The sequence below is a fragment of the Streptomyces exfoliatus genome (assembly GCF_000725545.1).
Lineage (GTDB): Bacteria > Actinomycetota > Actinomycetes > Streptomycetales > Streptomycetaceae > Streptomyces > Streptomyces exfoliatus.
The window spans coordinates 1-11,590 of record NZ_JNZP01000002.1; the positions used below are offsets into that span (position 1 = coordinate 1).

Annotated in this window: 12 protein-coding genes and 3 pseudogenes; 7 read left to right on the forward strand and 8 right to left on the reverse strand. The window is 70.6% G+C overall.

From position 1 onward, the window contains the following. Positions 1 to 622 precede the first annotated feature (622 nt). From IO20_RS0103135 to IO20_RS38225, 3 genes are all read right to left on the reverse strand, one after another. A complete protein-coding gene (locus IO20_RS0103135) occupies positions 623 to 1,099 on the reverse strand; it encodes a hypothetical protein (protein WP_245684852.1) in 477 nt (158 codons plus the stop codon). Positions 1,100 to 1,235: 136 nt separating this feature from the next. Beyond that, the gene (locus IO20_RS42265; protein WP_425423694.1) at positions 1,236 to 1,496 is read right to left on the reverse strand and encodes a hypothetical protein; all 261 of its coding nucleotides are present in this window, start codon (positions 1,494 to 1,496) and stop codon (positions 1,236 to 1,238) included. After that, positions 1,408 to 1,899: a metal ABC transporter permease gene (locus tag IO20_RS38225; protein WP_078945838.1), complete on the reverse strand. Its 492-nt coding sequence runs from the start codon at positions 1,897 to 1,899 to the stop codon at positions 1,408 to 1,410. Before IO20_RS38225 ends, IO20_RS42265 begins: the two co-directional genes overlap by 89 nt. Before the next feature lie 109 nt (positions 1,900 to 2,008). On the opposite strand from IO20_RS38225, the gene IO20_RS0103145 reads away from it, so the two are divergent. Then, positions 2,009 to 2,512 (forward strand): Fur family transcriptional regulator, encoded by a 504-nt coding sequence (locus tag IO20_RS0103145; RefSeq protein WP_078945837.1) that lies wholly within the window; start codon positions 2,009 to 2,011, stop codon positions 2,510 to 2,512. Here the strand turns inward: IO20_RS0103145 and IO20_RS0103150 are convergent. Together IO20_RS0103150 and IO20_RS0103155 are read right to left on the reverse strand one after the other, a co-directional pair. Continuing rightward, the gene (locus tag IO20_RS0103150) at positions 2,490 to 3,197 is read right to left on the reverse strand and encodes a pyridoxamine 5'-phosphate oxidase family protein (RefSeq protein ID WP_037634588.1); all 708 of its coding nucleotides are present in this window, start codon (positions 3,195 to 3,197) and stop codon (positions 2,490 to 2,492) included. The genes IO20_RS0103145 and IO20_RS0103150 overlap by 23 nt on opposite strands. A gap of 101 nt (positions 3,198 to 3,298) precedes the next feature. Further along, positions 3,299 to 4,759: a globin domain-containing protein gene (locus IO20_RS0103155; protein ID WP_078945836.1), complete on the reverse strand. Its 1,461-nt coding sequence runs from the start codon at positions 4,757 to 4,759 to the stop codon at positions 3,299 to 3,301. Between the two features lie 411 nt (positions 4,760 to 5,170). On the opposite strand from IO20_RS0103155, the pseudogene IO20_RS42270 reads away from it, so the two are divergent. Further along, positions 5,171 to 5,314 (forward strand): annotated as a pseudogene (locus IO20_RS42270) (IS5/IS1182 family transposase); the annotation flags it as partial. A gap of 725 nt (positions 5,315 to 6,039) precedes the next feature. On the opposite strand, the gene IO20_RS0103160 reads toward IO20_RS42270, so the two are convergent. Both IO20_RS0103160 and sigJ read right to left on the reverse strand, forming a co-directional pair. After that, positions 6,040 to 6,648: an SGNH/GDSL hydrolase family protein gene (locus IO20_RS0103160; RefSeq protein ID WP_157850720.1), complete on the reverse strand. Its 609-nt coding sequence runs from the start codon at positions 6,646 to 6,648 to the stop codon at positions 6,040 to 6,042. A gap of 210 nt (positions 6,649 to 6,858) precedes the next feature. Continuing rightward, positions 6,859 to 7,791 (reverse strand): RNA polymerase sigma factor SigJ, encoded by a 933-nt coding sequence (sigJ, locus tag IO20_RS0103165; protein WP_030546369.1) that lies wholly within the window; start codon positions 7,789 to 7,791, stop codon positions 6,859 to 6,861. A 307-nt stretch (positions 7,792 to 8,098) separates the two neighbouring features. Between sigJ and IO20_RS41140 the strand changes: the two are divergent. The 4 genes and pseudogenes from IO20_RS41140 to IO20_RS38235 form a co-directional block, all read left to right on the forward strand. After that, positions 8,099 to 8,275: pseudogene (locus tag IO20_RS41140) on the forward strand (carboxymuconolactone decarboxylase family protein); the annotation flags it as partial. A gap of 129 nt (positions 8,276 to 8,404) precedes the next feature. Further along, positions 8,405 to 8,791, forward strand: coding sequence for a DoxX family protein (locus tag IO20_RS0103180; protein ID WP_030546368.1), 387 nt, complete (start codon positions 8,405 to 8,407; stop codon positions 8,789 to 8,791). Positions 8,792 to 8,941: 150 nt separating this feature from the next. Continuing rightward, positions 8,942 to 9,583: a GNAT family N-acetyltransferase gene (locus IO20_RS0103185; RefSeq protein ID WP_030546366.1), complete on the forward strand. Its 642-nt coding sequence runs from the start codon at positions 8,942 to 8,944 to the stop codon at positions 9,581 to 9,583. A 97-nt stretch (positions 9,584 to 9,680) separates the two neighbouring features. Continuing rightward, positions 9,681 to 9,872 (forward strand): annotated as a pseudogene (locus IO20_RS38235) (response regulator transcription factor); the annotation flags it as partial. 15 nt (positions 9,873 to 9,887) lie between these two features. On the opposite strand, the gene IO20_RS0103190 reads toward IO20_RS38235, so the two are convergent. Further along, entirely contained in the window at positions 9,888 to 10,844 is a 957-nt protein-coding gene (locus IO20_RS0103190) for a helix-turn-helix transcriptional regulator (RefSeq protein ID WP_037634590.1), read from the reverse strand. A 62-nt stretch (positions 10,845 to 10,906) separates the two neighbouring features. On the opposite strand from IO20_RS0103190, the gene IO20_RS0103195 reads away from it, so the two are divergent. Then, positions 10,907 to 11,521, forward strand: coding sequence for a TIGR03086 family metal-binding protein (locus IO20_RS0103195; protein WP_030546362.1), 615 nt, complete (start codon positions 10,907 to 10,909; stop codon positions 11,519 to 11,521). Positions 11,522 to 11,590 lie beyond the last annotated feature (69 nt).

Below are 11,590 nucleotides of genomic sequence, written 5' to 3' on the forward strand. Positions count from 1 at the left end.
GGGCGTGGGGGACGGCCACGCATCCGCTGGTGAGGAGCGCGGCGAGGATGAGGAGCGTCGTACGGCGGGGGTGCATGGGGCTCACGCTGCCGGAGACGCCGGGGGCCGGTGGACGGCACGGCCCGGGTCCACTCTGACGAGTGCACGGCTCCGGCCGGTGGACGTGACCGCACCCCTGACAGGGGAGGCACGGCGCGGTACCAGACAGGTTCGGGGAGCGCGGTTTGACCGGTCGGCTCGGACCCGCCTCGCGCCCGGGTCGGAGCTGCCGCGGGCTGCACCGCTGCCTCGCTCGCGGGCCAGACCTGGTACGCATCGGCTTCGTCGGCGTGGTCGTAGGCGTGGTTCTGGAAGTAGTGAGACTTCCCGTTGACTTCAGCAAGGCCGACGCGCGGTCCGTCGTACCGCTCCAACTCGGCGTCACACGCTAGGACCCGTGAAGAGCGCGGGCACACCCGCCTGGCCATCCCGGCCCCGGAACTTCCACACCTTCCTGTTGCGCATCGTCCGGTCGTCCGGCCGAGGCCGCCCCTTCAACGTCCGACGCAGCAATGGCCTCACGAAATAAGCCAGTTCATGACGACCTGTCACCGACCACGATCCACCCCATCGACGACAGAACCTAGCAACTCGCCTCGGCGCCGCTGCCCACGTACGAATCGATCCCGACCGAGTAGCCGGCCCCGGTGGTGAGGTCGGGGCGGCTTCCGTGACCGTCCTCCGCGAGGCGCTCGGCGGTGAGGAAGACGATCCACAGGGCCATGCCCTCTCTGGTGAAGCACAGGTCGCCGGGCAAGACTTCGGGGTCCGGAATCCATCCCTCCCGCACCAACGCCGTCCGGTAGTGCGCGGTCACTTCGGCCCGTGTGCCGGGGAAGGCGTACGTCCGGCCGGCGTACACCACGACATCGCCGCTGTCCGCCCAGCAGCCGGCGTCCACCTCCTCGAACCCCCGGGCGATGGTGGCCCCGTCGGGCCGGGAGTCGAGGACGTCGAGCGCCGCCAACTCCTTCACCCGGTCGTCAGTCCCCTCGCAGTCTCGGGCGAGTTCCAGCAGCGCGCAGCCGGTGAGCGTTGCGGCCGCAAGGGCGGTCGACACGAGCAGGGATATCGGGCGGTTGGTACCTGTCCGCAGGGGCAAAGAGGGCTCCAGGGTGAAGTCCGGGGCCGAGGGAGGAGTGGCCGCCGGACAAGAGAGTCGTCCGTGCCGGCTCCGGAGCAGGCACGGCCCAGTTCTACCAGCAGCCGCGACCCCCGCTTGTGAGTGAGCGTGGCTCTTTGACGACACCGCCGAGGGACATCTCGCCCGCCGATCTGGCGGCGGCGACGCACCTGGAGAGGCGTGTGACTGCGCCGTCCCGTCGGCGCGCGCTGCTGAGCAAGCCGGCGCCGGCGGCGCGGGCCGTCTCATGGTCCAGCGTCACGGCGATGAGTTCCTTGCGCGGGAGCAGCACGACCGTGACGAGGACGGCCCCGATGGCCGCCACCGTCCACACGACCTCGGGGCCGACGGCGAGGACCTGGCCGAAGAGGAAGGAGGACAGGGGTCGTCCAGCTGTCACGGGTGGACGCGAGGACGATGCCGAGGCCGAAGGCAAAGGCGAAGAAGACGCCGATGACGGTGTCCTCCTTCAGCCGCCGGTTCTGGGAGACGAAGGCGATGAGGACGTCGGGTGGTGACGCCGGCGTCGCGCCGCCGAGCAGCAGATTGCCCTCCAGCGCGTAGGCGAGCGCCACTCCGGGGAACGCGGAGTGGGCCACGGCGTCGCCGATGAAGGCCATCCCGCGCAGGACGACGTAGACCCCGACGACCCCGCAGGCCAGGCCGGCGCCCCCGGCCACCGCGAAGGCGCGATGCATGAAGGGCAGTTCCCAGGGAGAGAGGAGGAACTCGATCACGCCGCCGCCTCCTGGTCGGGCGTCCGCTGCTCCGGAACGGTCGCGCGGTCCAGGCCGAAGGCGCGGAGCATGCGGTCCGGGTCGCCCCGCCCGCGTCCCCCTGGAGGAGATGGCTGGCGTGAGTCCGGCTGACTCCGGGCCTCGGACACAACCTCAGCCCGGCGAGTGGAGACGTACGACACGTCAACGCGAGGCCGTGCACACCGCGTTGGCGCACTCACCGGACTTCGTCACCGCCAAGGCGCTGCACGCGGCACTGACCGAGGCAGGGGTGCCGACCGGCCTGACCACGGTGTACCGGGCGCTCCGGGCGATGGCACGCGCCGGCCAGGTGGACACGGTCCGCGACGCGGGGGAACGTCTGTACCGGATGCGCTCCGCGGGCGTGCACCGCCACTACCTCACGTGCCGCGCCTGCGGCCGCAGCCACCCGGTCGACACCGAAGTCGTCGAACGCTGGCTCGCCGACGTACCGACCGCGTCCGGCTTCAGCGGCGTCCACCACGCCCTGGAACGCACGGGCGTCTGCGCAGAGTGCCGACGCCCGTCGAAACCGCCTACGGAGAGAGACGGCAGTGGGAGGGGGCCGGTCAGGCGGAGACGCTTCGGCTGAACCAGCCGCTGAACGTCTGTTCCCTCGCCGCGGCCGGACGCTGCTCGGCCCGTTCCAGCACCTTTTCGGCTTCCGCTCGCCACATGGCCGCGTCCGCGCGAGGCGGCGGCAGGAACGCGCCACGCTCGGCCGCTTCGGCGGCGGCCCCGAAGAAGTCGCCGCCCTTGCGCTTGAAGTCGTCCGTCCCCCACGCGCGGCCGGTGTCGCGCGGAGGCATCTTCCGCAGGTGGGGAATGTGTTTGGCGCAGTGGATGTACGCCTCCTCGACGGCGATCTCCACCCAGACCTGGGCACGACGGCCGGGTACGGGGTCGTACGCGAGACCGAAGTGCGTTCGGCGCATCTCGTCGTCGGCCACGACCCGCGCCGTGCCGTTCACGTGGAGTCCGATGCGGTCCTGGAGGAAGTCCATCATCAGGATGCCGACGTGCGGGTTCTCCTCGATGTTGCCGAGGCTGGCCTGAACACCGTTGCCCCGGTACTCGGGGTAGGCGAGGGTCCGGTCGTCCAGGACGTGGAGGAATCCCGGCGGCCCGGCCCGGAACGTGTTGTCGCATGCGCCGTGCCGGTCGGCGGTCGCCAGGAAGAACATCTCCTGCCGTGCCGCGAACGCCCGCATCCGGGTGTTGAGCCGGTCGAGGACCTGGTCGGCGTAGAACCTGTCGGCGCGTTCGGTGGTGCCCATGCGCTGCTGGACCTGATGTTCGCCGTCGCTCCCCGGCCGCGTGGTGCGTACCGGCGCCGGCTGCCGGAGCCCGGCCCGTTCGCGTTCGCGTTCGAATGTGCTCAATTCCTTGCCCCGACCAGTTCCTCGATGGAGTCGTGCCGTATGCGGTGGGCGGGTATGCCGATGTCCACCAGCGTGTCGACGCCGCGGCGGATCATGCCGGGCGGTCCCGACAGGTACGCGTCGTAGGTGTGCCACGGGCCGTACTCGTAGACGGCTTCGGGGAGCCGGGCGCCCAAGCCGCTGCCGGGACCGTCGTCGACGACCGAACGGACAGAGAGCCAGGGGTGCGACTGCTGCATCCGGAGCATCGTCTCGATGTCGTACAGGTCGTTGCCCCGGCGGGCTCCGTAGAACACCTGGACGGAGCGGTGGCGGCCGTGCTGGGCGACGTCCTCGATCAGGGCCTTGATGGGCGCGATGCCGGTGCCGCCGCCGAGGCACAGCAGTCCGTTGTCGGTGTTGTGGTCCACGGTCATGGATCCGGCGGGGGGACCGAGCCGGATGACGTGCCCCGGGCGGGCGCGGTGTACGAGGGCGTTGGAGACCCAGCCCGCCGGCACGGCCTTGACGTGGAAGGAGAGCAGTCCGTCGGAGCGGGGTGCGCCGGCGAAGGAGTAGTGCCGCCAGATGCGCGGCCACCAGGGGGTCTCCAGGGCGGTGTACTGCCCGGCGAGGAAGGGGTACGGCTGGTCGGGCCGGACCGTCACGACCGCGATGTCGGGCGTACGCATGTCATGGGCGACCACCTCCGCCCGCCACGAGGCGGGGGCGCGCAGCGCGTCCTCGGCTGCCGCGTCGATCATGATCTGGGAGATCGTGGTGTAGGCCGCCACCCAGGCGGCTTCGGCCCTGGGCCCCCAACTCCGCGGGGCGTAGTGGGACAGAGCGCCGATGAGGCACTCACCGACGGCGGGATAGTGCTCGGGCAGGGTGCCGTACTTCCGGTGTCCACGGCCCAGGTGGGACAGGTACGCGGCCAGGGTGGCGGGGTCGTCCGCGTGGGTCGCGGCGGTGAGCAGCGCCTTGAAGAGGCGGTCGCGCTGGGTGTCCATCGCAGCGGGGAAGAGCTCCCGCAGGTCGGGGTGGCGGAGGAAGAGCAGGGAGTAGAAATGCGAGGTGACCTTGTCGGCGATCGGCTCGATCTCAGCCATGGTGCGCCGTAGGAGCCCTGCGTCGGACGTGTCCTCCGGGGCCGGAACCGAGGCCAAGGATGGAGTCGGGGCAGGGGCGGCGGCCCGGGGCGGGGCCGGCCGCTGAGGCGGAACCTGGGCGGGTGAATCGGGTGCCGTCCGACTCCGGTCGGCGCCGCTGCCCACGAGCCGTATCTGCGTGAAGGGTCGGCCGGGTACGCGGCCCTCGGTGTCCCGGGGCCCGTCCTGCTCGCCGTGCTGCCCGTTCCGGTGACGCGGCGGGTTCGTTCCGAACCAGCCGGCGCTCCGACTGCCGCCGCCGGAGCTGTCACCGGAGCCGTCACCGGATCTGTCGCCACCAGCGGACCTAGTGGTTGGAGCATCCATCGGTTTGCCTCGCCTAGAACATCTTTCGGTCGTCTGCGTCCATGGGGTCCAGGTGTGCCCCGTTTTCCCTCTCCGTATCGGAATTCCCGGTGTTCCGCCCGAGCTTTCAAATCCAACGACAGGCACCCGCACTTGTAAGGAGACGGCACCCGTATCGTTCGAACGAGTTCGACCCTACCCCGCCTGCACGCAGGCATGAGCGTTCCCTTAATCCGCTACCGCGCCACGGCGTTTGAGCAGGTCAACGCGCTCGTACGGACGATCAACTCGGGTACCGCGACCAGTTACCGACGAGTTCGAGTGGAACGACAAGGCGTTCGCCACAGGCTCAAGAGGAAATCCCTGACGGAAAATGCGCAGGGCACCCCGAACCCCTCACAACACACCCTAGATTCTTCACGTCCTCCACATATGGGCGGCCACGCGGTCCTGGTGTCGAGAGCTGAGCCCTTGTGGGTGGAGACGTACACGGTCTGCGGATGCGGCGGTTCGAGCGGCTGGGGTGGGAACGATCCCGGTGGTGGTCGACCGCGGTGCCTGCCCCTGGCGGACCGGGGTCCCTGTACGGCGCAAGCGAACAGCACGTCGTCGGTCGGCGGGCGCCGCCGTTTCGGCCCAACGGTCCGGCAGGCGTGCTTGAAGTCCCTGGAGCAGTTGCTTTTGCCGATGGCGCTGCGGGCCGCGAGGCGGAAGTCCTTGACGGCTTGGTAGAGGGTCCGCTCTCGTTCGGCGGCAAGGGCAATGTCTTCGGCCTCGTGGGTGGTGTTTCCCGCGTGTGCGTAGTCGTTTCCCGCGTGTGCGTCCTCGGCCATCCGTCGCATGACGTGGGAGAGATCGGCGGACACATGGGTAACGCGTTCCGCGACTTCCCCGAGAGGTGCCGCCCCTTCCAGGATGACGATCTCGCGGGCGCGGTGAACCTCGCCGGCCAGCGTGATGAACCGGCCTATCTTCTCGTCGACGTCGGGCAGGTCGGGCTGGTCCGCACACAGCGCGTCGAGGACGGCGTCCACGGCGACCGCAGCCGCACCTGCACCGGCTGCGCCGGGACCTGCAACGCCACCATCGATTGCCTGCCGGCGCCCGGCTCGGGATCGGCTGGAACTCGGGGCCGACCAGCGGCCGCGACAACGGGCAGTGGTGGACCAAACGCCTCCACCCGCACCTCAGCTGCCGGCCTGCCACCGTGTGCGCCGGAACCCGGCCGGTTCCGCTCGCCGCCGTCGACTACGTCACCACCCGCCGCTCGCTCACCGAACGATCGACTTGTCGAACACGCTTCAGAGGGGGTCCAGTCGGCCCAGGCCCAGCGTATGCAGGGTGTGTTCGGCCATCCGCAGGTGGCCGACCGCGTTGGGATGGGCCGGGTCGTCGAGCCACGCGATGGGGTCGGCCACGCCGTGGTGCTCCCGCCAGTACGTCTCGTGGTCCACGAGCAACACGCCGGTGTCCTCGGCGATCTCCCGTACCGCCTGGCAGTACGCCGGAAGGGCCGCCCGCCGCTCCCGTCCTGAGAAGCCGACCAAAGCGGGCGTGTGCAGCACGACTTGAGTCCCCGGGCTCACCCCAGCGACGATCCGGCGCATCGCGTCGTGAAACGCGGGCAGGCCACTCTCCCCGGCAAGACAGTCGTTGGTACCGAGGGACACGGACAGCACATCGGGCTCGAAACGGCCGACGAGCCAGTCCTGAGCCGCCAGCACGTCGACCGCACCCCAGCCGGAGACACCAGTGTTGACCACGACGTCGGTAAGCCGGTCCAGCTGCCAGCGAACCCGCTCATGCACGTGCTCGACCCAGCCACGAGCACCGTGGGTATGCAGGACCCCCTGGGTGATGCTGTCACCCGTCACCACCCACGTCATAGGGCCGTCCGCCAGCCTGATCATTCCCTGCTCCTCCCCTCCGGTCACCGCCACTCCTCGACAGCCACGGCATCCCGTCATCGGGCCATGCTGCCCGCACAAGATCCTCCGCACAAACGGCCCCAGCGCTCAGGACATCGCAACCCCATACGGGGCCGACTGGGCCCCGGCCCGCCCCGCGAGCACGGCCCGCCCCGCAGCCGCGAACGCAGCGGTGCCGCGGGCCGGGGTGGACTATTCCTTCGACAGCCGTGCCAAGTCGGACACCGGTCCGAGGTGGCCGAGCTTGTCGGGGTTGGACACGGAGTGGATCGCCCGAATGACACCGTCGACGATGTCGAGCTCGACCACGTTGACCACACGGCCCTCAGGGTCGTACGTCACGGCGCCCGGGCGGCTGTTGACCCAGGCCGGACGCAGGCCGGCACCGAGGCTCCGGATCCGGCGGAACCCGCCGACGAGCAGCTGTCCGACGCGCTGCGGATCGACCACCGGATTCCTGGTCGCACGCGCCTTGCCGCCGCCGTCCCCGTAGTACACGACATCGGGCGCGAGCATGCCGAGCAGCGCGTCCAGGTCGCCGCCCTCGGCGGCCTCGAAGAACTTGCGGGCGAGTTTCTCGCCCTCGGCCCGCCGGGCGGCGGGCGGCACGCTGTCCGCATCCGGCCCAGCCGCGGCGATGCGCTTCTTGGCACGGGCGAAGATCTGGCGGCAGTTCGCCTCGGACTTCCCGGTGGCCCTCGCCACGTCCGGGTAGTCGTACCCGAACACCTCGCGCAGCATGAACACCGCCCGCTCCACCGGGGAAAGGGCCTCCAGCAGCACGAGGAAGGCCATGGACAGCGAGTCGGCCAGCTCGACGTGCTCGACCGGTCCCGGCCGGTCATGGGCCACGACGACCGGTTCGGGCAGCCAGTTTCCCACGTAGGTCTCCCTGCGTACCCGTGCCGAGCTCAGGTGGTTGATCCCCAACCGCGTCACGGCCGTGGTGAGGTACGCCTTCGGTGCGGAGATCGTGGTACCCGCCCGGTGCGCTCGGGTCAAGCCGAGGAAAGCGTCCTGAACGAGGTCCTCGGCGTCGCCCACCGACCCGGTCATCCCGTAGGCGATGGAGAACATCAGAGGTCGGTAGCCGGCCCCGTCCGTCACATCCGTTGCTCCCGACATGGGACCCCTCCCCCAACTCGCGGGCGTCGGTACTCAGTCCGAACCCGCCGCCCCGCCCGCCCATTCCAAGATCCACAGGACGCCCAGAGGGTATCCAAGGCACTTCGGTCGACCGTCGCCGGGCCATCGCAATCCGGCGGGGAGACGCACGTCACGTCAGCCCCTGTCACAGGCTGCCAGCGTGCCCTGTCTTAGAGGGCGACAGCGAACAGCAGGAACGAGGAGTGCACGATGGACGCTCGACCGGACTTCATGACCAGCCCCGTCGCCGCCAAGGCCATGCAGCACATCGTCGCGGCGAGCAGGGCAAGAGGGCACCCGCATCGCCGAGGCGGCCGGCGGCGTCTCGGACGCGGTCTGGGCGAACCCCGTCACGCACTACGACGACGACCAGCTCGCCGGCCTGGTGGCCCAGATCGCCGTCATCAACGCCTTCAACCGCGGGAACGTCATGATCCAGCAGCCCGCGAGCGACACCAGCCCGGCCGGCATGGCTGACGATCCGCCCGGCTGGCAAGGCCGACGATCCGCCCGGCCCGACCGCTTCACGACCGCCCGACCCCGGCTCCCCGACCCCGGCTCCCCGAGCCGACACCACGTAAGGACACCTCCCATGAACCTCGCCCTGTGGATCGTCACCGGACTGCTCGCCGCCGCCTACCTGCTCGGCGGTGCCTTCAAGGTGATCACGCCGAAGGAGAAGATCGTCGCCAGTGGTCACAGCGCCCGTTGGGCCGAGGACTTCAGCGCGGGCGGCGTCAAGACCATCGGAGCCCTCGAAGTGCTGGCCGCGGTGGGCCTGATCCTGCCCGCTGTGCTCGGCAACGCGCCGGTTCTGGTCCCGCTGGCAGCCCTCGGCCTGGTCCTGATGATGACCGGCGCGGCGATCACTCGCATGCGGCGTCACGAGATGACATTCCTGGTGGTGGACCTGGCCTACCTCGCCCTGGCCGCCTTCGTGGTGTGGGGCCGCTTCGGCCCCGAGTCCTTCACGTCCTGACCGGGGCATCGTCCGGCAGCGGAGGCCCTGCAGTCCCAGCCACGGGGCACAACAGGCTGTCGGACACGGGACGGCCCGCACGCTGATCACACGGATCGCGCCTGCTCGACGGGGTACGGGCAGGCGACAGACAGGAGAACGGTGAAGACCTTGCGACAGACCCTGGCGGACATCATGGACGCCGCGGCGAACGGGAACTTCCCGGTGCCCGACGGCGGCACCACCGTGGTACCCGCCCCGAACCAACGTGACACCGGAGTGCTCGCCTTCACCGCGCACTCGGTTGTCTTCACCGACGAGGACCCCAGCTGGGTCCACGAGACGCTGGCTGCGACGGGCTGCGACGCACTGGCCGCCACCATGAACCCGCGGTTCCTGAGCGCCCTCCTCGACCGGACAGGGCGATCCACCGACACGATCGACCTCCTGACCGTCGCGTCCTCTCTCCCCGGCCGCCCCGCCCTGGAACTGCGGGAGATCACGGATCCGGTCCACCCCAGGGTGGTTCGCGCGCGCCGGCGACGCGACGACGTAAGCGCCTGGGCCGCCGCCGGCGGAATCCTTGTCCTCGGCCGTGGTGTCGCCGGCCGCTGGGAGACGGCGATCGAGGTGGACGAGGACGCGCGACACCGCGGGCTCGGCAGGGAACTGGCCACTGCTGCCCGCCACCTCGTGCCCCGGGGCGAGTCGGTCTGGTCGCAGCAGGCAGCCGGCAATGCCCGCAGCGTCCGCGCCTTCCAGGCAGCCGGATATCGCCCCGTGGGCGCGGAGGCACTGCTCCTTCCGGCATAGGGGCGTACGGCGCCTGGGTGGCCGGGAATGCCAGTCGGCGGAAAGGTCCTTCGCGGGAGGACGGCGGTGAACGCGGAATCGGGGCCAGGTCCGCACGGACCGGCTCACCGAACGGGAGCCCGACGTGCTGGCCGGACTCGGGGCCGGGCTCTCGAACGCGGAGATCACGAACCGCCTACACCTGGTCGAGGGCACAGTGAAGGCACATGCCGGCGCCGTGCTCGAGAAGTTGGGTGCGCGAAACCGCGTGGAGGCAGCCATTTCCGCGTACCAGGCCGGCCGTGTCCCGGCGCGCTCCCTTTGCTCAGAAAGAGCCCGGCGGTCCGTACACACCGGCCAGCTCGACCGCCAGACGTGCGAGGCGCTCCCTTGCCTCCGGCGGGTCCAGCACCTCGATGCGTGCCCCCAGACCGGCCAGCTGTGTCGCGACGACTTCCGGCGTCGGCCCGTCGACCCGTATCTCGGTCCACCCGTCGGGGAGCATCGGACCGACGTGCAGGCGCCCGTCGAACAGCCGCTCCAGGATCGCCATGGCACCCGGCTCGGCCCGGGCCCGGACCGTCGCCGCGTACAGCCGCTCCTCAAAGCGCGCGGCGAACGAACGCCAGACCGTCGGAAGGTCGAAGCCGAGCGGCCGTACGACGGGCTCCCCGGTCGCCTCGACCGAGGCGACCCGGCTGAGCCGGAAGGCTCGCAAGCCCCGCTCCGTCCCGGCGAAGAGGTAGTCGTGACCGGCCTTCGCCACGAGCCCGAGCGGATGGACGGTTCGCACGCCGACGGGCTTGCCGGGCCCGGCGTACCCGAGCCGCACCTGGATCCCGTCCACCACGGCCCGCCGGAGCGCGTCGAGGTGCGGCCCGGTGGCCGTGACGTCGGCGCGCGACCAGTCCGTGCCGTCGGTAAGGCCGGCCCGCGACGCGGCCTCGGCGCCCGAACGCAGGGGTGCGGGCAGCGCACGTACCAACTTGCGCAGTGCCGTGCGGAGTTCGGGCGTGGTCGACGCAGGGCCCGCGAGCAGGAACAGCGCCCGGATCTCCTCGGCGGTCAGCCCGGTGAGGTCCGTACGGGCGCCGCCGACCAACGACCAGCCGCCGCCGCGGCCACGCTGCGAGTAGACGGGGATGCCCGCGGTGGACAGGGCCTCCAGGTCGCGGCGCGCGGTCCGTGGCGACACTTCGAGTTCGGCGGCGACCTCGGCCACGGTCACACGGGTACGCGTTTGGAGGAACAGCAGGGTTGCCACCAGGCGATCGGCTCTCATACCGACCATTCTCTTCCGGAAAGTGGCCAGGAGATGACCTGTTCGGCTTCCAGGATGAAGTCATGACGCACACGGAGAACACCCCACGGTCCACTGTCACACCTGATGCCACCGACGACCCTCGCCAGGGCCTGCTGAAGGCCATCGCGCTGGCCGGACGTACCGTCATCGCAGTCCGGCCCGAGCAGTTCGACGGGCCCACGCCCTGCACCGAATTCACCGTCCGGATGCTGGCCGGGCACCTCGTCGCCGTCCTGCGCCGGATCGCCCTCGCCGGGCGCGGCGGCGACGTGACGAGTCTCCCCGCGGTCGCCGACGACCTGGCGGACACCGAATGGCAAGAGGCGTGGGACGCCGCGGCGCGTGAGGTCGAGGCGGCGTGGGCGGATCCCGCGATCCTGGGCCGGACGCTGACGCTGCCGTTCGGTCGCGTTCCGGGTGCCGCCGCCGCAGCCGTCTGGACCTCGGAATTCACCGTGCACACCTGGGACATGGCCACGGCGACCGGCCAACTCCCGGACTGGGACGCAGAACTCGTGGCGATCTCGTACGCCGCCATGAGGCGCGGGCTGCCCACCGGGCCTCGTGACGGTACGCCGTTCGGGGCCGCGGTCGACGTCGACGCGGACGCGCCGGCCATCGACCGCCTCGTGGCGTGGTGCGGACGCAAGCCGTAATCAGCATCCGAAACAGGGAGGACGGCCCCATGGCGCCATGAAGGCCCCGCCACTGTGGAGCGGCGGGGC

Excerpts from the sequence above, each read along its gene's own strand:
- IO20_RS0103145 (WP_078945837.1), top strand. The coding sequence starts at position 2,009 with ATGGCTGGCGTGAGTCCGGCTGACTCCGGGCCTCGGACACAACCTCAG.
- IO20_RS0103150 (WP_037634588.1), bottom strand. The coding sequence starts at position 3,197 with ATGGGCACCACCGAACGCGCCGACAGGTTCTACGCCGACCAGGTCCTC.
- IO20_RS0103155 (WP_078945836.1), bottom strand. The coding sequence starts at position 4,759 with ATGGATGCTCCAACCACTAGGTCCGCTGGTGGCGACAGATCCGGTGAC.
- IO20_RS0103160 (WP_157850720.1), bottom strand. The coding sequence starts at position 6,648 with ATGATCAGGCTGGCGGACGGCCCTATGACGTGGGTGGTGACGGGTGAC.
- sigJ (WP_030546369.1), bottom strand. The coding sequence starts at position 7,791 with ATGTCGGGAGCAACGGATGTGACGGACGGGGCCGGCTACCGACCTCTG.
- IO20_RS0103180 (WP_030546368.1), top strand. The coding sequence starts at position 8,405 with ATGAACCTCGCCCTGTGGATCGTCACCGGACTGCTCGCCGCCGCCTAC.
- IO20_RS0103190 (WP_037634590.1), bottom strand. The coding sequence starts at position 10,844 with ATGAGAGCCGATCGCCTGGTGGCAACCCTGCTGTTCCTCCAAACGCGT.
- IO20_RS0103195 (WP_030546362.1), top strand. The coding sequence starts at position 10,907 with ATGACGCACACGGAGAACACCCCACGGTCCACTGTCACACCTGATGCC.